We start from the raw sequence: 18,711 nt of genomic DNA, 5'->3' as shown, positions 1-18,711 counted from the left end.
TTAATTTTCAGTTTTGAAAAGGGAAATAGTATAGTCTAATAGGTTTTGGTTACCGTAGGGACTGAGTCCGGGAATTACAACGGTTATAGCAGGATATGTTTTTTTAATAAGAGTTGCTGTTTTTGACCATTCGGATAGATTGGCATCAGCAAGGTTCCCTTTTTTCGTTTGTAGACTTTCAATCATACATCCACCAAACAATAATTTTTCTTCCGGGAAATACGTTACAATGTTATCTTTGGAATGAGCTTCACCTAAGAATGAATTAATTATGGTGTAATTATCCAGTTGTAGTTCCAGAGAGGTATCAAATACCTGATCAGGTTCCGGAATTCCATTTAAAACCATTAAGTTTTTAGTAGTCTTACTAGCAATTGTCAGTATATTATTTCTCTTAAAAATTGCAATACCCTTTGTACACTCATCGTGATAATGGCTAAAAACTACACCATTTATATTAATTTCCTGTTTGTCCTGAAGCCAGTTAATTAATTCGGTGGTTACTTGATTAGTGGCAGGACTGTCAAAAATAAATGCTTGTTTATTATTGACAGCTACAAATCCGTTACAAGGAAATTTGGCACCACTTTTTAGCGTGATGTACGAAATATGGATATAACTATGGTCATTTAGCTTGATTAATTGAAGGTCTTCAGAAATAGTAATACTTTCAGGAATGGGCGTTTTTTTACAAGAACCAAGACAGCATGCCAGCACAAAGATGATCACCAGTTTTATTTTTTGTCGTATGGTGTTATATAAATTAAGGTTCAATATATTCAGAAGTACATTTTTCTTTTCCCTCATGTAGCTATTCTTAGTTTAGTGTTGATTTTCATTTTATGAGGATCAAATAGTTGCGATAACCTTCCCTGATTTTGATTGGTTAAGTACTTAGGTACTCTGCTTATTTGATAGTTTTGTAAGTGTGCATCGATTTTACCATATCGAATAGTCCCACTACCATAGTCTGCAGTAACCCAATTGTCATCCTGCCTGTACTCAAAATGGTATCAGTAGTTACTTTTCAATTTTCTAAATCCTTAACCAAACAGAATTTCTTATTATTTACGTTTATATTCGTTACCTCTTTTTTCTAAAAAATGTATTCACGAAGATATAAATACCCCCTGGAATACCGATCCAGATTAATTCGCTTAACAATACTTTAATTCCCCAAGAACTAAAGAATTTACTGGCACCAATAGGAGAAACTTTTATGGGTCTCCACGGAAAGAAATATCTTGTATTATCAAAAGGAGCAAAGAAAGCAATACCCAATCCACCAGAAGTCATTGCATCTAATATTCCGTGAGAAACTGTACAAAGCATGAAATACAAAATAAGTAATAATCCAGTTTTAGAGTTTAGTTTTTTACCATAAAACAAGAGCGTAACTAACATACCAAGTAATAAAGCAAATACCAAGGAGTGTGAAAATCCACGATGTCCCCAAAAATCGTGATAATTGATTCCAAATTTAAAACCCAGTACATCAGCATCGGGGAGAATTGAACAGGTAATTCCCAAAAGCCAGAATTTCCAGGATTTAACCTCATTAGCAAACCCTTTTCCAATGGCATAGGCCGTAAATGCATGTCCAAATATTGATGCCATGTGTAAGAATGCTATTTATTCGGAATAAATTGAAAAGGGATGTTCCAGGATTTTATAGGTTCCTTTTTATCCATTTTTTTAATCTGAATATAGTTTTTACCTTCTTTTGCAGATACAAATCTTATATACGCTAATATACCGAATTGATTAGTTCTAGAGTGATGATATTTTATAAATTCCGGAAAGATTTTAGTGTCATTCAAAAAGACGGTATGATACTGATTATAACATACTAGTTCTCTTGATATTAGTTCTGATTTTTATTCATTTTTAGTTTTGTCTGCTCGTACACAATTTTTTTCTCGAATGGATTTTTCGTTTCTGAAAACTGGGATAAATACCTTTAAAATATCAGTTTGGATGATATCGGATTCAATTTCTGGAGCTAATAAAAAGTCTGTTTCTTTATTTTCTGTATGATAATACATGGGATACATCCTAGTGTTATCAGAATAAAGATCATTTTTTAATGAGGTAAAAAATATTTGTTTCAAAAACCTGATAACAAGCAACAAGGATACCTGAACTTATAAAGAGTACTAAAAATCTAATCAACGGCTTATTTTTCTTAAAATTGGATCCAAAGGTCATGTAATCTGCAGTAGATATTTATATAATGGTCCAAAAGTGAGAATGGATGCGAGTTTTACAATTTTAAAATTCCATGTTTGAATAGTTTTATTTTGTTTAAATGTTTTCAAATTGGCTATAATTGTGAAAAAGCTTTGGAAAAGCATGATGATTCCAATGGCTGCAATAGGAATAATGAGAATGTATGACGGGATATACGAAGAAAGGATATTGAAAAGTGCTAAATAAACACTTCCTGTAAAAGCCAGGTAGCTATATATCAGCAATATACAAAAAGCTGCAGAAAAAATAACACTGCAGAGCTGATCAACCTTTGGTATAGAATCTTTTAGTTTAGGAAGAAGAGACAATATTTTTTCTGTATAAATTTCTGAGTAAGCACTGCCTTCTAGCCCATAATCCGGAAAAACAGAATTTAGCCCCACAAGCCCGATCCAATAAGCTCTGAGCAAAAAGTGAATAACCAACATAGAAACCAATATACTAACAGCAAGAAGCCCCATAAAAACGATAAAACACCCTATAATATATTGATCTACAGGAATATAGTCGATAAGTTTATTAGTAACCCATTCAATTAATTTAAACAATTGGAATGTACCAAATATTGCGATTGCTGATACAAGCAATTATGCTTCCCAACTTTCATCTTTTAAGCGTTGTAACCAGCTATTAGATTTTTTAATCGAGTTTTTCTCAGTAATTTCCTCCATATTAGACCTGTGTATAAATCAAACAAGTTTATCTACCTTATTTCTTTTTTTTCTTCTTGTGTTTAAGATTATAAGTTTTATCGCCTTTTGTCTTTGGTTTTTTATATTTTTTTTTGATCTCTCGTTTATATTTTCCTCCGAGATTTACCTTTTTGTTTTTGTCCTTTTTTTCGTGAAATGCTTCACCAGTTTCATCATTAGGACGTTTACTTGGGTTATTTATTTCCAGAATTTTTGGTTGTTCTTCTGGTGTTAGTTGATCAGAAATCTCTACGGTGTCAGGCAGATCTAACTGTTGGATTTGCATCCCCATCAGAGCTTCAATAGCATCTAGGTATTCTTGTTCTTTTTTGGAAGTGAGAACAAAAGAGATACCTTCTCTTTCTGCTCGACCAGTTCTACCGATTCGATGCATGTAATTTTCGGGATACTCTGGGGTATCTAAATTAATAACTTGACTAACGTTTTCTATATCCAAACCTCTTGCCATAACATCGGTAGCAATGAGTATTCTGTTTTCACCTTTCCTAAACTGTTCTATACTTCTCAGCCTGTAATTTTGTGTTTTATTAGAGTGTATAATGCAAATTTCTTCTTTATACTTTTTTTCTAATGCTTCAAACAATCGATCTGCAATTTTTTTATACCCAACAAATATGAGCGTTTTATGATAAGTTTCTTTATCAGAAAGAAGGTGCTCTAATAAATTTACCTTGGTGTAGAAATTTGGAACCTTATAACCGAATTGCTTAATGTTTTCTAAGGGTGTACCACTTTTGGCAACAGATATTCTTTTTGGACTTTTAAAAATTTCTGTAATCATTTGATCTACTTCATCTGTCATCGTAGCAGAAAACATAATATTTTGTCGCTGTTGAGGAAGAATGTCAAAAATATTCATCAATTGGTGTCTAAATCCAAGATCTAACATAACATCTACTTCATCAATCACTATTTTTTGTATGGATTTAAGTTGTAATGCCCTACTAACTGCCAGATCGTATAAGCGTCCAGGCGTTGCTACTACAATATCAAGCCCTTGAGAAACTGCTTGTTTTTGAGTATTGATGTTAGTTCCTCCATATACTCCTGTAAGACGAAGGTTGATGTAAGTAGAAAGTTTTTCGATCTCATCAACTACCTGTACAACTAGTTCTCTTGTTGGGACTAACACTAAAACGCGAGGGTTTTGTTGTACAGAATATTTTAACATACGAAGAATCGGTAACATATACGCATATGTCTTACCTGTTCCTGTTTGCGCAATACCCACAACATCTTTACCCGACATTACTGTAGAGAATGCCTGTTCCTGAATAGGTGTAGGTGTTTCGAACCCAAGGTCATCCAACGCATTGATTAGTTGTGTATTTAAATTTAGATCTCTAAAACTCACTTTGAAAGTATTTTATATGCGAAAGTAATTTATTTGCTTACAAAAAAATACAATAACCACTAGAATATAATGTATTGTTCTACTCATTGAATAAATAAGTGCACTTTAACACTACATAAAAATTTTATTAAGGAGCGTAGTAAATACAAATGTTTTACAACAAGTTTTTAGGATAAAACCGTATCTTTAACTTACGAAAAAAAGCGATGGCAGAACTAATTAGACTATATAACGAAAATCCAAATCCACGTGAAGTTAAAAAAGTGGTTGATTGCTTGCGTGATGGAGGATTGATTATCTATCCAACCGATACTGTTTATGGTTTGGGATGCGATATTACCAATAACAGAGCACTCGAAAAAGTTGCTCATATAAAAGGAGTGAAACTGGCAAAAGCTAACTTCTCTTTTATATGTAGTGACCTTAGTAACCTGTCTGATTATGTGAAACAGATAGATAATAGCACTTTTAAGCTTTTAAAAAGATCGCTTCCAGGACCATATACTTTTATTCTTCCCGGTAGCAATAACTTACCAACAGTTTTTAAGAAAAGGAAAACGGTGGGGATAAGAGTTCCGGATAATAACATTTGTAAAATTATTGTTGAAACGTTGGGAAACCCTATAGTATCCACATCGATTTATGATGAAGATGAGGTGATAGAATATACCACAGATCCAGAACTTATATTAGAGAAATGGGATAAATTAGTAGATATCGTTATCGATGGAGGATATGGTGATAATATAGCTTCTACGGTGATTGATCTAACTGGCGTAGAACCGGTTTTGGTTAGAGAAGGAAAAGGAGCAATCGATATTATTTAACCTATTTTATGTGTTAGTACTTCTTGATGTTAGCAAAATATTGCTCTGATTGCAGAAGTAAAGCAGTGTAGAGATGTTAGCCGAATCAATTGGCAGATAGATGTCATATTCATACAGCCAGTTAAACAGGTGTTTTATTTACATAAAAACGGATTTAAGATACAATGTATTTTAATTCATTTCTGTAAGTACTAGGGGTTTTTCCAGAGAATTGCTTGAACAATTTATTAAAATGAGAAAAATTACTAAAACCGCTTTCATAGCATATGTCGGTAATACTTGTTTGTTTTTCGTGCAATAACTTGGCCGCATGAACCAATCTATATTCATTTACAAATTGAATAAATGTTTTTCCTGTATTTTTTTTAAAGTATCTGCAAAACCCGGGAACACTCATACTCACTTTATCTGCAATTTCTTCTAATGAAATTTGCCGGGTAAACTCTTCTTGAACAAAATTAAATATAAGATTGATGCGATTGTTATCCTGTAACGATGTTTCAATAATAAAACCTTCGGCATTTAAAATAGAATAATCCTTAGTTTGAGACATTTCTTTAAAAACTTTCAGAATACCTACTAACCTATCAAAAGGGTCTAATAAACCTAATGCTTCTATTCGTGCTCCGATTCTTCTTTTAGTATCTCCGTGAAATACAATACCCTTTTTAGCCTGCTCCATCAATTGATGAACACCACTCATTTCTGGAATATTAAAAAATGAATTACCCAGAAAATCAGGAAGCATTTGTATAATCGTTTCGCTTTTGTTTTCAGTCAGGCTATCAGTAAAACCACAATGTGGAAGATTAGAGCCTATAAGGATTAGAGCTCCGTTCCTGTAGTACGACATATGACTACCAATTTGTCTTTTTCCGGTTCCTCCATTTACATAAACCATTTCAATTTCAGGATGGTAGTGCCAAACAGGGGCCTTGTTCATTTTTTCTTTAGAAAAGTTTTCATAATAAAAAGAACTACCAAATTCTGGAACTATTTTTTCTAAAGAGGGCTTTGTATTCTTATTCATGTATGGGGAGTTTTCTCTATTAAATAAATGTTAGAAATATAACTCAATTCTAATGTTAACAAAATGTGAAATATACGAGATGATATGTTAAATTAACATTACTTAGGTTTTTAGTTACTCAACAGGGTTAAAATAGAACATATATATGCAAATATAGTTGTATTTATGAGTATATATTCGAACCTATATTTGTAAGGTAAAATATTAACAACAAAAACTTTAAGTTATGAAAAGAGTTATTAACCTATGTTTGCTAGCATTAGTAATCACCACAAGCAATATCGCTAATGCAGCAGGAAAAGTATCAGTAGAGATCACTAATTCGTCTATGGTTACTGTATCATTGACAGAAGTTGTAAAAGGAGAAAAATTATTCCTTAAGGATTATCACGGAGAAATTTTATTCAATGTCACTTTAGAAGCGACTCCAAATTATCAGAAATATTTCAATCTTGGGAATGTGGCAGATGGAGTATACTTTGTAGAAACAGAATCTCTTTACGAGATAAAAGTTACACCATTATTGAAAAACAAAAAAGGTGTTTCTTTAATCAATACTTCTGCGGTAACCGTTTTCAAACCACAAGCTAGTGTAGAAAATAATTTGATGAAGGTTCTATTTAACAACACAGAAAAATCTCCGTTCAACCTTACTATTTATGATAGTGAATGGAGAGTATTGGAAGAAATTGTAGGCAATGATGAAAAGATTTTCAAAAGAACCTTTGATTTTTCTAAAATGCCTAAAGGAGAGTATCAATTACAATTCTCTTTAAAAGACAGAACATTTCTAAAGAAAGTTAGTATTTAATTGTTTTATTATTAACTCAACCACTCGAAAAGCAGCACTAACCACGCTGCTTTTTATCATTTAGAAAGAAGTATTTATATTGGGTAAAATGGAATAGATATATGCTAATATTGTCGTCCTTAAGTCTTCTATTTTAAAGTACATTTATAGTAACAACATAAAAAGGTCATCATTATGAAAAGAGTAAAAGAAATATACTTACTAGTTGTAGCAATTTTTATCATTCCCTTTTCGGTAATAACAGAAGATTTTGCATTGGAGATAAAGGAGTTTTCTTTGGAGACCGATGAACTAAATGGATAGATCTGGATAATATTTGAACATCTTGTCAAAAATATCCTAATGCTTCTTTAACAGATGCTTTGTAATTTCTTCCTACTGGAATTTGAAATTTTTTTAACGCTATTTCTGTAGTAGAAAAGGAATCGATGTAATCAACTCCCACAATAAAAGAACGGTGTACTCTTATAAACTTTGAACTGGGGAGTAAATTCTCAATACTGGTGATACTTTTGTAAGCAATAATTTCACGATCCAGCGTTTTCACTTTTATATAGTTTTTCAAGCTTTCTATAAAAAGAATATCCTTTAGAAATATCTTTTGCATCTTTTTTTCAACTTTTAAATAAATAAAAATATCTTGAAAACTGGCTGCTTGATTTTGGCGAGTGGTCAATGCCGATGCAAGCAGAGTACGAGGAACTTTTAAACGTTTTAAGACTTTGTTTATAGATTTCAAAAACCTTGAAAAGTCTATTGGTTTTAATAAATAATCAATGGCTTCAAGACTAAATGCATCAACAGCATAACCACTGTAAGCTGTGGTAAAAATTACTTCTGGAGATGGATTTAGCTCCTTTAAAAAATCGATTCCGGTAAGCTCTGGCATTTGAATATCCAAAAAGATTAAATCTACTTTGTTTTTTGATAGGATATTAAAAGCCTCCAAAGCATTTGCACAAGAAGAAATCAGCACGAGATCTTCTATTTTCGAAATATAATTTTCAATGATTTCTCTTGCCAACGGTTCATCATCAACAACAATGCATTTGATTTTAGCGTTCATACTAAGGCGTTCTATTAAGTTTTATTTTCAAAGTGATCTCGTATGATAGTTTATTATCTTCTATATTCAGGACATATTGATCAGGATATAAAAGTTCTAATCTTTTTTTTACGTTTTTAAAACCAATACCACCAAAAAATTCTTGGTGGTATCCAATTAGCTTGCCATTTTCGACCTGCATTATCAGTTCCTCTTGTTTTGCAAATATAGTAATGACGATCCAAGAATTCACGATACAAGAAGTACCATGCTTAAAAGCATTTTCTACAAATGGAATAAGTAAGAAAGGAGATATTTCATAATCCTTATCTAATTCAGAATTAAAACTAATATCTATGGTGTTATTAAATCTCAGTTTTTCAAGATCCACATAGTTATTGAGGTATGCTATTTCTTTAGTTAATGAAACCTTCGGTACATTAGCTTCGTACAACATGTATCGCATTAATTTGGATAGTTTTAGAACGGCAGTTTCTGCTGCATCCGACTTCTTTATAATCAATGCATATAAACTATTAAGTGTGTTAAATAAGAAATGTGGATGTACCTGATTGCGAAGTTGTATAAGTTCGGCTTCTATTTTTTGTTTCTCCAGTGTTAAGGTCTTTTGTTGCGAATTATAGTAAAATTTAAATAAACTAAATCCTAAGGGTATAATAGCTGCTACATTGACATCCAAAATCGTATTGACTAATTCTGTTATTGTAAAATACCCCTCACTTTGCCATTCGGGAAGGTAATTGGGTTCTACGTAAAAAAATATAATGGATCGCTGAATCAATATACTTGTAGCAATCAATAATAGCAAGTAAGCACTTACAAAAGCAATAATTTTTCGTTTAATAAAAAACTTAGGAAGTAAAACATAGACTGAAACATACACCAGTGCCATTCTTGCAGGCAAGCTAAACGTTTGAACTGTGAATGAACGGATGTAATTATTATCATAGGTACCCCAAGTAATCCCAAAAAAAACAATCAATCCTATCCAGTATATAATGTGTCGAACAATACGGTTTGATACTATTTTTTTTACAATAAAAAGATTCATAAGGTGTAAATAAACTAAAATGACTAAAATCTGATTTTTATTTATAAAAAACTAAAATTCGGGATAGACAACTGGCAATATAATACATACAACGCAAAACAAGAGTATCACTTCTAATATGTATAAATTTTCAAAATCTGTATGTTTTTGGTTGTTTGTCCTGAAATATAGCAATTTGTATAATTGAGTTGTTATTGATCCATTGTATCTGGAAATTGTTGTTAGAAACAATTAAAAAATAGGACAAATGAGATTTTATGCTAAAAGATCACTATTGCTTTTTGTAATGGTGTTAACAACTTCTTTTTTCTGTTTAGCACAAGAAAAAGAACTACTAGCTCACGTGGAACCACCATTTTGGTGGACTGGGATGGTAAACCCTGACTTACAATTATTAGTACACGGAAAAAATATTTCCTTTTTTGATGTCACTCTCCAATATCCCGGAGTAACGTTAAAAAAGGTGAATAAAGTAGCGAGCACAAACTATCTTTTTTTAGATATTACGATATCAAAAGAAGCAAAACCCGGAACTTTTACAATTAAGTTTTCTAAGGACAAACAAACATTTAGTCATACATACCAGCTAAAACAGAAAGAAAAAAGATTCAAAACAGGACAAGCAATAACATCTGCCGATGTGATTTATCTTATTACGCCGGATCGTTTTGCGAATGGGGATACCTCTAATGACGCTACAGAAGATACTTTGGAGAAAACAAATCGAAAGGATGAAAGTGGTAGACACGGAGGTGATTTAAAGGGGATATTGGATAATTTTAGGTATCTAGAAGAGCTAGGAGTTACTGCTTTATGGCTCAATCCTTTCTTAGAGAATGATCAAGCCGCTTACTCATATCACGGATACGCTATCTCAGATTTTTATAAAACAGATACTCGGTTAGGTACCAATGAAGAATACAAAAAAATAGTAAATACATCCCATGATAAAGGAATGAAAGTAATCATGGATCAGGTATTCAATCATTGTGGAGCAGGGCATTGGTGGATGGAAGATTTGCCATCAAAAGATTGGTTAAATCAATGGGATACATTTACTAGAAGTAATTTTACTAATATTGCCGCATCAGACCCTTATGTATCTTCTAGTGACTTTGATTTGCTCACTAAAGGATGGTTTGATAAAAATATGCCTGACTTAAATCTAGAAAATGATTTCCTGGCAACGTATATGATCCAGAATTCTATTTGGTGGGTCGCATATGCTGGAGTTGATGGTATTCGTTTAGATACCTATCCTTATCCTGATAAACACGCAATGTCTAGATGGATAAAAGCACTTTTGCAAGAATACCCTGATTTTTATATGGTAGCAGAAACCTGGGCAGAAAGAGCATCATATTTGTCTTATTGGAACAATAATAGCCCCAATAAAGATGGCTATGTATCTAATGTAAATAGTATAAGTGATTATGCACTCTATTATTCTTTAATAAGAGCCTTTGGAAAAGGAGGCAATATGGAAGAAATTTACAAAACACTTGCTGAAGATTTTGTGTATGGAAACCCAGAAAACAACAAAGTTTTTAACGGAAACCACGATGTTGATCGTCTTCTGGCATTACTAGACGGTAATGTAGAAAAATTAAAACTAAGTATGGTGTTTACTTTGACTACCAGAGGAATTCCTCAAATTTATTATGGTGATGAAATTTTAATGAAGCATAAAAGACCTGATGGTAAAGTAAGACAGGATTTTCCTGGTGGATGGAAAAGTGATCGTCGGAATGCTTTTACTGAATCTGGTAGAACACCAGAAGAAAATGAAGTTTTTGATTACATAAAAACTATTCTTAATTGGAGAAAAAACGCAATATCTGTTCACAACGGAAAGCTTACGCATTATCAACCAGTCGATAATGTATATGTATATTTTAGATATACCGATACTAAGAAGACCATGATTATCATTAATAATAGTGATCGTGATTATCCTAATTTTACACTAGAACGTTTTAAAAAATCATTGGCGGGATATACCAAGGGAAAAGATGTTCTAACAGGGAAAGAGCTACAAAATCTTCAGCGTGTTAGCTTATTAAAAAATACAGCATTGATTGTAGACTTAAATAAGTAAGATCAGGAACTTGTTATAGAAGGGTTTGGTGAGTGATTATTCGGATTCGATTTCTTCCAGATCGCCTTCAATATCTTCAAGCTCACTTTCAATTTCTTTAAGCTCTTCTATAGCCTCTTCTTTACTTTGCTCTTCTTTCTCCTGAAACTCTTTGTCAATAGCTACTTCATCTGTTACCCATAATGATTTTGAACCACTTGCAACGATTACTAAAACTCCAATTGTTAAAAATAAAAGAGATAGTTTTTGTGGTTTTTGCTTCTTCTTGGACATATAATAGGCTCCAAAACCACTTATCAGCGCCACAATACCAGGCAAAACTCCAAGAGTCCCAAATGGAAGTATGGCCATAATGATTCCCAAGAAAGCGGCGAAGGCTGCTATAGATAGTAAAACAATTCTCATGTAGTTTAATTTTTTAATCCAGATGCTTGAGTTAATGTCAGTTGCCCTGTACCAGCCGGAATACTAAACTTAATTAATAACGGTACTTTGTTAGCATCGGCAGTAAGGTATACAATATTTTTATTGGTTCCTTTTAAAGCATCATTATTAACTGCAATTTTATAACACTCTTTGTTACCCATTATATTGGTGCTAATTGTTTCTTTACCCAATAATTTTAAATATGCGGTTTGAGGTTTTCTATCAAATAATATCGTCATCTTTTGGTTGCTTCCTACTGGGGCTTTTTCTATATCCATGTTTCTAATATGGTATAGGGTAGAAACTACATCAAATGTATTATTTCCCATTTTGAGTGTTTTGGTGTTTGGTTCCTTCTTCTTTTGCATAGTAGCCTTGACCGTTTTGTTTTTGTAACTATATACATACTTTTCTTTTTTTATATATCCACCTTCATTAATATCTCTTTTATACAAGTAAGGTTTTAGATTAGAAGGGTTCACATATGCCTCATACACATCTCTTATCTTAAAAAAAGAATCCCATTTAGAATAGGTGGCAGCATTGCACTTCAATCTTAGATAATTACTTTTTCCTGTATTTATTCTGGTAGTTTGCATGGTTACTTGTGCAAGGTTTGTGAGCAATCCAGACATATTATAAGAGGCTGTATATACAAGTTTTTCATTTTCACCGATGGCAGTGTTCGATGTTTTTTGCGCCTGTGCAGTTCCTAAAGCAAACAGGAATACTAGGATAAATAGTTTTTTCATTAGTTTAATAATAATTAATCTAAGCGGTTGATGTTTTTACCGATTTCATTCAATTTTTGTACCAAGGTTGGAATCCCGTAGATTAAAAAAAGGGTTAATCGTCAAATTAACCCTTTTCCAAAAATACTTATTTCTTTTTAATTACCACCTTCGGTAGCTTTTTTCATTCCATCTTCAATCATATTATAGAACTGATCTAATTTTGGAAGTACTACTATTCTGGTACGTCTGTTTTTGGAACGATTTGCAGCCGTCGTGTTATCTGCTATTGGTATATAATAACTACGTCCTGCAGCCGTCATACGTTTAGGGTCAACTCCAAAATCATTTTGTAAAACTCTTACAACAGAGGTTGCTCTTTTCACACTTAGATCCCAGTTGTCTAATAATACTTTATTCTTGATCGGAACATTATCCGTATGTCCTTCTACCAAGAATTCAATATCTGGCTTGTCATTAACTACTTTGGCAACTTTACCCAATACTTCTTTTGCTCTTGTCGAAACATTGTAGCTTCCGCTCTTAAACAATAGTTTGTCAGAAATCGATACGTATACTACACCTTTCTCTACATTAACTTCAATATCTTCATCATCAAGGTTGCCTAAGGCTCCTTTTAGGCTTGTTACTAATGCTAATGTTACAGAATCTTTTTTATTCAATGCATCATTCATTGTTTTGATCTGTAAGTCCTTCTCTTTGATACTCTCTAGAGATCTTTCTAAGTTCTCTGCCTCTTTGGTAGATAACGTAGCAAGGTTTCCAACGTTGTTTAGTAACGCAGAATTTTGATTTTTAAGATTATTTACCTGATCTCTTAAAACTTTTAATTCAGAACTTTCACTTGCCTTTTCCTCTAGACAGTTATTTAACTTAACAGTTGCAGTATTTAATAAATCTTGTGTTTCTTTTTGTTTTGCTTCTAGATCTGTAAATTTCTTCTGTGATACACAAGAAGATAATAATACAGCCATTGAAGCTCCGATAATCATTGCTTTTTTCATTAGAAAATGTGTTTTTAGTCTTAATCTGGTTATATAACTCAAAATTATTAAAATTGTGACGTAAAGTAGTGTCATTAACAATAATTTAATGAATATAACCTTACAAATGGTTAAATAGTTTTTTATTCAAAATATAATACTGCCATACAACGGAGGAAATAGAATAATATTTCTTCGTATCCTTTGATTTTTTTCGTTTTTTAATAAAAGTAGGCAAATTTTTATAAAAGCTGAAATGCGCTTTAAAAATTGCTAAAAAGTGAGATGGTTTTCTTTCAAATAAATATTTAAAGGCTGCAACTCCATCTAATAGCATTCTAATAAAAATGATAAACCAAATAAATGTTCCAGAAGTATTCTTTACCATCATAAGTAAGTTATTTCTGAAATTTAGAAAAGTTTTTCTGGGATTAATGGTTTCTAATGTTGCCCCTCCAAGATGATAGACTTTAGAGCTGCCGATAAATTGGATGTTATAACCAAGATTTTGGATACGCCAGCAAAGATCAATCTCTTCTTGATGTGCAAAAAAATCTTCATCTAGTTTTCCAACTTCTTCAAAAATTGATTTTCTGATAAACAAACAAGCACCACTTGCCCAAAAAATATCCAACGCATCATTATACTGTCCTTTATCCTCCTCAATAGTATCAAAAATTCGTCCACGACAATATGGATATCCTAATTTATCAATATAACCTCCTGCTGCCCCGGCATATTCAAAGTAATTTTTCTTTTTATAATCAAGAATTTTAGGTTGTATTGCTGCAATTTTTTCTGAAGCTTCAAACGTGTTAATGATCGGAATAAGCCAGCCCTTGGTCACTTCTACATCACTATTTAGAAGACAATAAACATCTGCAGTAATTTTTGAGAGTGCATCGTTGTATCCTTTCGCATATCCACCGTTTATATGATTTTTGACAATTTTCACTGTAGGGAATGATGTTTTTACATAATCAATAGAGTCATCTGTAGAGGCATTATCAGCAAGATATATAGTTGCTTCTTTAGAATGTTTTACGACAGACGGAAGAAATTGTTCTAGTAACAAACGTCCATTCCAATTTAATATGACGATGGCTATATTCACAGCCGCAAATTAATGAGTTTAATTTGAAATTAGTAATCAGCAGGAAGAAATAATTTAGTAATGCTTGTTTGTTTAGAATTGAGTAAATTTTATACGTATAAAAATTCAGTTTCTGTTTTACCTTCATTAACATACAGAAACTGAATTTCATTCCAATTATTTTATTAATTAGGTGTCAACATAAATGCTTATTTACCTCAATACATAACCAGTCACACCTTCATAAGTGTATCCAACTGAAGAATTTCCTTCGTTTCTGTTCGTAGTATAAAAATGATCTACAGCTGTACTGTTATAAAATCGGTACAATGGGATTCTACCGCTACCACCAGATGGATATATAAACCCAGCGACACCTTCATACCTATAACCACCTACAGCATTACGATTAGTTTTGTAAAAATGATTAACAGCGCTACTATTGTAAAATCTGTATAGAGGTATCGTTCCAGAAGTTTGCTGATTAAATATTTTACATTGCACACCTTCATATACATAACCTGAAGGGGTACTGCGGCTAGTACTGTAAAAGTGATTTCCTTTTGCACCTCCTCTAAAGAAACGATAAAACGATACGGGTTGTATCGTAGGAGTAATTTTTTTATATAAGTTAACTAAAGCGGTTTTATCACTTGCAATAAATGGTCTGTCTTTACCATTGCTGCAGGCTAACATCCAAGAATTAGCAACTGGAGCAGTTGGTGTTCCAGAAATATGTATAGCGCCAACACCACCTGGTCCTTCATTTCCTCCTGTTCCACAGCTAAAGCTTCTATCCGCATAATCCGTATGTCTAAATCCGATGGCATGACCTATTTCATGTGCTAAAACAGACGGAGTGTCGGCTCTACTGGTGGTATTGTTATAGTAGTAGGTATTCAGCTTGATGGTTTTAAAAGCATTACCACCACTTGGGAAACCAGCACTAGCTAAAAACCCTCCTGGAATGTTAACTGGAATAATACGGATTTCGTTACTACTAGAATTACTAGTTCTCTTAAAAGTAAGTCTTAAATTAAGCACATTATACCGTGATAATGCTTTATCAAGTGAGTTTATTGCAAAAGATCCAAGTGCAGGATCTATATATACTCTAATGGTTTTAGTACCAGAGACTAAGTTCGCTGTGCGGTACTGTTTTGAATTTACAGTAGTTTCAGGCTTTTTATCGAACTCGTATATTTCTTTTTCTGTAAGAAAGATGTCGTACTCTACGATATAACCATTCTCATATTTATAAACTCCTTCATTCGTATAAAAACCAGCTTGTTCTAATTTTTGTAGTATATCTTCAGGAACGGTTGGTTGCTCTATAGAGTTTTCGCTCAAAGGTTTGGGATTTTCTTGTTTTTCACAGGAGAAAAATGTGATGGCACAAAGTGCAATTAAAACAGGTGTAAGTTTTATTTTTTTCATGATTGTAATATATTATTTAGGTTAATAATTATTTATGAAAATACACCAAGGAATTCTTTCAAAAACAGAAAAGAGGATGTGCTATTGAGTTCTTGTGGATGAATGTACCTACTTTGAGGACTTTAGTAATTAATCTTTATTGAAAAGTAATTTGTATTAAAAAGTTACTTAATCTATTGAAAAAAATATAACTGAAGAATTATTTATAATCCGGAATATCTTTCATAAAAGTATAACGCTCTTTTTTATAATCCATTTGACAATAGTAATGATCGAGTCCGTTTGTAATCATAAGATATTCTGAATCCAACGTCAGATTATAACGAGCAATTTGGTCAAATACTTCTTGTGTTATCTTGACCGAATGAGACTTACATTCTACAATTAGGTAAATACTGCCATCGGCGTTAAAAATTATGATATCATAGCGTTTGCTAAGATCATTGACTTTGATCAGTTTCTCTACATTAATATGGCTTTCGGGATATTTCTTTTCTTCTATCAGATAATGGATGGTATGTTGTCTTACCCATTCCTCTGGTGTAAGGATGATGAATTTTTTGCGGATTCTGTCAAAAATAGAAACTTTATTTTCGCTACTTTTGAACCTGAATTGGTATGCCGGAAAGTTAAGCTTTTGCATAGCACAAATTTGATGAATTTTTCTGAATGGACGAAGTAAAACAGATTGTAAGCGATATAAAGAGCGGTAATATGAAGCCTATTTATTTTTTGATGGGTGAAGAACCGTATTATATTGATAAAATTTCTGAATATATTGATAAGAATGTCTTGGCAGAGGAAGAGAAAGGGTTTAATCAGATGGTTTTATACGGCCGTGATGTAAGTGTAGAAGATATCGTTTCTAACGCGAAACGATATCCGATGATGGCAGAACGTCAGGTTGTGATAGTGAAAGAAGCGCAAGATTTGTCCAGAACCATAGAAAAGTTAACGGATTATGCGGAAAACCCACAACCAACTACTGTTCTGGTCGTATGCTATAAGTATAAAAAAATTGACAAACGTAAAAAACTTTACAAAACTATAGCTAAAAGTGGCATTATTTTCGAAAGTAAAAAGCTTTATGAAAATCAAGTCGCTGATTGGATCAGAAGGGTTCTGGCAGGGGCGAAGTATCATATAGAACCAAAAGCTTCGCAAATGCTGGTCGAGTTTTTAGGAACGGATTTGAGTAAAATCAACAATGAACTGGAAAAACTAAAGTTGATCATACCGAAAGGAGAAGAAATTACTGCAGATAAAATTGAAGAAAATATTGGAATCAGTAAGGAATTTAATAATTTCGAATTACGAAAAGCCATAGGTGTGCGAGATGTTGTAAAAGCACATAGAATTATTAATTATTTTGCTCAAAACCCGAAGGATAATCCTTTGGTAGTAACAATTTCTTTGTTATATAGTTTTTTTTCGCAGGTGCTACAATATCACGGGCTATCTGACAAGTCCCAACGAAATGTTGCCAGCGTGCTTAGAATTAATCCTTATTTCGTAAGTGATTATACTGATGCTGCTCGTAACTATCCTATGAAAAAAGTGAGTCAGATCATTACTTTATTAAGAGAAGCAGATGTTAAAAGTAAAGGTGTAGGCGCAGTGAGCCTTCCTCCAGGAGATATTCTTAAAGAGCTTTTGGTTAAAGTAATGGGATAGGTATTCTTTTTAGACCATTAAAATCTATACGCTACATTAAAGGTTCCATACCCATGATTTTCGGTATCATTTAAAACACCCGTAGACCAACGATAATTGAAGTTGATAGAGAAACGATTTACGGAATAATATAACCCACTACTCAGATGCCATGATATGTTATTGAGGTCGTCTACACCATAGGCTTTTTCATCAAATAAATTACCTTGAATTGTAGCATTATAAGCAATAAAACGGGGTTCAACATCGAATTTAAAAAAGAGTTCAGAATTTTTCTTGGGTAATAGGAGTGAATTATGAAAACCGCTGGAGGTAGAAACACTTTCATATTTACCGATCCTAAAACCTGCCTTAGGTGAGGCTCTGATGTAAAGATTCCCCAAATGTAGAGTTCCCCCTAAATAGGTGTGAAACCATCGAGAATCAGGGTTGAAATCATATATAAAAGTACTTTTTAAATTGAGGATAAATTGATCATTTAATTGAAATTGCCAACCATCATACACAGGATCACCTGTTATGTTTTCGTGAAACCACGTTTGTATATCTCCTACTTGTGATGAAGGACCAATAACGCCAGCAAGAATTTCTGATTTTAAAAATGATCTTTGGAACGTATAAGTAGCACCTAATGTTGCATACAATAAACCTGCGAATGGGCGGTCAAAATCATCTCGATCCTCAATCTCTGGTGTTGTCGCAAACGCTCTTACTTGCGATGGAGTATATCCTTCTAATTTTATACCAAATGTATAAAAAACATCTTTCTTGTTTTTGAAAAACTGCTGTAAGCCTAATAACTTTTCAGCCTTGAAGGAATATTCTAATCCCATTCCATAAGAATAGTATCTATCAGAATCTCTAAATACTGCAAAAATATCATTATCAACGGTCACTTTTAGTTCTGACGTAAACGTTTCTTTCTGAGCCTGAGAGTTTTGAATAGAAAGAAGAATTAGAAAAATAAAAAAAGAGGAAAATGTAGCTTTGGTTTTCATTAAAATAGAGCATATAAAGTAACTTTACAAAAATAATAATCGTTCTTTTTTGACACCCGAAATTTAACTTTTAAAAATAATGCTTGATGTTTTTAATGATGTAAAATATTTGTTATCAGGTGTTTATGTAGGTTTTAAAAATTAGTAT

At 32.6% G+C, this 18,711-nt stretch carries 20 protein-coding genes; 5 read left to right on the top strand and 15 right to left on the bottom strand.

Going from position 1 to position 18,711, the window contains the following annotated elements:
* From bla to ACWGOQ_RS16950, 5 genes are all read right to left on the bottom strand, one after another.
* Complete coding sequence (gene bla / locus ACWGOQ_RS16970; RefSeq protein WP_452059345.1) at positions 1-807, bottom strand: subclass B1 metallo-beta-lactamase; 807 nt, start codon at positions 805-807, stop codon at positions 1-3.
* A 276-nt stretch (positions 808-1,083) separates the two neighbouring features.
* Positions 1,084-1,617: a metal-dependent hydrolase gene (locus ACWGOQ_RS16965; RefSeq protein ID WP_452059344.1), complete on the bottom strand. Its 534-nt coding sequence runs from the start codon at positions 1,615-1,617 to the stop codon at positions 1,084-1,086.
* 260 nt (positions 1,618-1,877) lie between these two features.
* On the bottom strand, positions 1,878-2,054 hold the full coding sequence (locus tag ACWGOQ_RS16960; protein ID WP_452059343.1) for a hypothetical protein: 177 nt from the start codon (positions 2,052-2,054) through the stop codon (positions 1,878-1,880).
* A gap of 150 nt (positions 2,055-2,204) precedes the next feature.
* Entirely contained in the window at positions 2,205-2,837 is a 633-nt protein-coding gene (locus ACWGOQ_RS16955; RefSeq protein ID WP_458202832.1) for a hypothetical protein, read from the bottom strand.
* A 121-nt stretch (positions 2,838-2,958) separates the two neighbouring features.
* The gene (locus tag ACWGOQ_RS16950; protein ID WP_452059341.1) at positions 2,959-4,317 is read right to left on the bottom strand and encodes a DEAD/DEAH box helicase; all 1,359 of its coding nucleotides are present in this window, start codon (positions 4,315-4,317) and stop codon (positions 2,959-2,961) included.
* A gap of 206 nt (positions 4,318-4,523) precedes the next feature.
* Here ACWGOQ_RS16950 and ACWGOQ_RS16945 point away from each other — a divergent pair, with 206 nt between their 5' ends.
* Entirely contained in the window at positions 4,524-5,144 is a 621-nt protein-coding gene (locus tag ACWGOQ_RS16945; protein ID WP_452059340.1) for an L-threonylcarbamoyladenylate synthase, read from the top strand.
* A gap of 154 nt (positions 5,145-5,298) precedes the next feature.
* On the opposite strand, the gene ACWGOQ_RS16940 is transcribed toward ACWGOQ_RS16945, so the two are convergent.
* Positions 5,299-6,174 (bottom strand): AraC family transcriptional regulator, encoded by an 876-nt coding sequence (locus ACWGOQ_RS16940; protein ID WP_452059339.1) that lies wholly within the window; start codon positions 6,172-6,174, stop codon positions 5,299-5,301.
* A 226-nt stretch (positions 6,175-6,400) separates the two neighbouring features.
* Between ACWGOQ_RS16940 and ACWGOQ_RS16935 the strand changes: the two genes are divergently transcribed.
* Positions 6,401-6,985, top strand: coding sequence for a DUF3244 domain-containing protein (locus ACWGOQ_RS16935; protein ID WP_452059338.1), 585 nt, complete (start codon positions 6,401-6,403; stop codon positions 6,983-6,985).
* Positions 6,986-7,159: 174 nt separating this feature from the next.
* Positions 7,160-7,288, top strand: coding sequence for a hypothetical protein (locus tag ACWGOQ_RS16930; protein WP_452059337.1), 129 nt, complete (start codon positions 7,160-7,162; stop codon positions 7,286-7,288).
* A gap of 25 nt (positions 7,289-7,313) precedes the next feature.
* Here ACWGOQ_RS16930 and ACWGOQ_RS16925 read toward each other — a convergent pair whose 3' ends face one another.
* Positions 7,314-8,051, bottom strand: coding sequence for a LytR/AlgR family response regulator transcription factor (locus ACWGOQ_RS16925; protein ID WP_452059336.1), 738 nt, complete (start codon positions 8,049-8,051; stop codon positions 7,314-7,316).
* Position 8,052: 1 nt separating this feature from the next.
* A complete protein-coding gene (locus tag ACWGOQ_RS16920) occupies positions 8,053-9,102 on the bottom strand; it encodes a sensor histidine kinase (RefSeq protein ID WP_452059335.1) in 1,050 nt (349 codons plus the stop codon).
* A 247-nt stretch (positions 9,103-9,349) separates the two neighbouring features.
* On the opposite strand from ACWGOQ_RS16920, the gene ACWGOQ_RS16915 reads away from it, so the two are divergent.
* Positions 9,350-11,200: a glycoside hydrolase family 13 protein gene (locus ACWGOQ_RS16915; RefSeq protein ID WP_452059334.1), complete on the top strand. Its 1,851-nt coding sequence runs from the start codon at positions 9,350-9,352 to the stop codon at positions 11,198-11,200.
* Between the two features lie 36 nt (positions 11,201-11,236).
* Here the strand turns inward: ACWGOQ_RS16915 and ACWGOQ_RS16910 are convergent, their stop codons facing one another.
* The 6 genes from ACWGOQ_RS16910 to ACWGOQ_RS16885 all read right to left on the bottom strand — a co-directional run bounded on the left by ACWGOQ_RS16910 (position 11,237) and on the right by ACWGOQ_RS16885 (position 16,534).
* The gene (locus ACWGOQ_RS16910; RefSeq protein ID WP_452059333.1) at positions 11,237-11,605 is read right to left on the bottom strand and encodes a hypothetical protein; all 369 of its coding nucleotides are present in this window, start codon (positions 11,603-11,605) and stop codon (positions 11,237-11,239) included.
* 5 nt (positions 11,606-11,610) lie between these two features.
* Positions 11,611-12,378: a DUF3108 domain-containing protein gene (locus tag ACWGOQ_RS16905; protein WP_452059332.1), complete on the bottom strand. Its 768-nt coding sequence runs from the start codon at positions 12,376-12,378 to the stop codon at positions 11,611-11,613.
* Between the two features lie 137 nt (positions 12,379-12,515).
* On the bottom strand, positions 12,516-13,382 hold the full coding sequence (locus ACWGOQ_RS16900) for an OmpA/MotB family protein (RefSeq protein WP_452059331.1): 867 nt from the start codon (positions 13,380-13,382) through the stop codon (positions 12,516-12,518).
* Between the two features lie 100 nt (positions 13,383-13,482).
* Positions 13,483-14,475: a glycosyltransferase family 2 protein gene (locus ACWGOQ_RS16895; protein ID WP_452059330.1), complete on the bottom strand. Its 993-nt coding sequence runs from the start codon at positions 14,473-14,475 to the stop codon at positions 13,483-13,485.
* Between the two features lie 192 nt (positions 14,476-14,667).
* The gene (locus tag ACWGOQ_RS16890) at positions 14,668-15,891 is read right to left on the bottom strand and encodes a M57 family metalloprotease (RefSeq protein WP_452059329.1); all 1,224 of its coding nucleotides are present in this window, start codon (positions 15,889-15,891) and stop codon (positions 14,668-14,670) included.
* Between the two features lie 199 nt (positions 15,892-16,090).
* Complete coding sequence (locus ACWGOQ_RS16885) at positions 16,091-16,534, bottom strand: type I restriction enzyme HsdR N-terminal domain-containing protein (RefSeq protein ID WP_452059328.1); 444 nt, start codon at positions 16,532-16,534, stop codon at positions 16,091-16,093.
* Between the two features lie 26 nt (positions 16,535-16,560).
* Here ACWGOQ_RS16885 and holA point away from each other — a divergent pair, with 26 nt between their 5' ends.
* Positions 16,561-17,565, top strand: coding sequence for a DNA polymerase III subunit delta (gene holA / locus ACWGOQ_RS16880; protein ID WP_452059327.1), 1,005 nt, complete (start codon positions 16,561-16,563; stop codon positions 17,563-17,565).
* A 17-nt stretch (positions 17,566-17,582) separates the two neighbouring features.
* Here the strand turns inward: holA and ACWGOQ_RS16875 are convergent, their stop codons facing one another.
* Positions 17,583-18,563 carry a lipid A-modifier LpxR family protein gene (locus ACWGOQ_RS16875; RefSeq protein WP_452059326.1) on the bottom strand — a complete coding sequence of 327 codons (981 nt, stop codon included), beginning with the start codon at positions 18,561-18,563 and terminating at the stop codon, positions 17,583-17,585.
* Positions 18,564-18,711 lie beyond the last annotated feature (148 nt).

The organism is Aquimarina ulvae, assembly GCF_053613295.3.
This window is presented reverse-complemented; position numbering and strand designations above follow the sequence as displayed.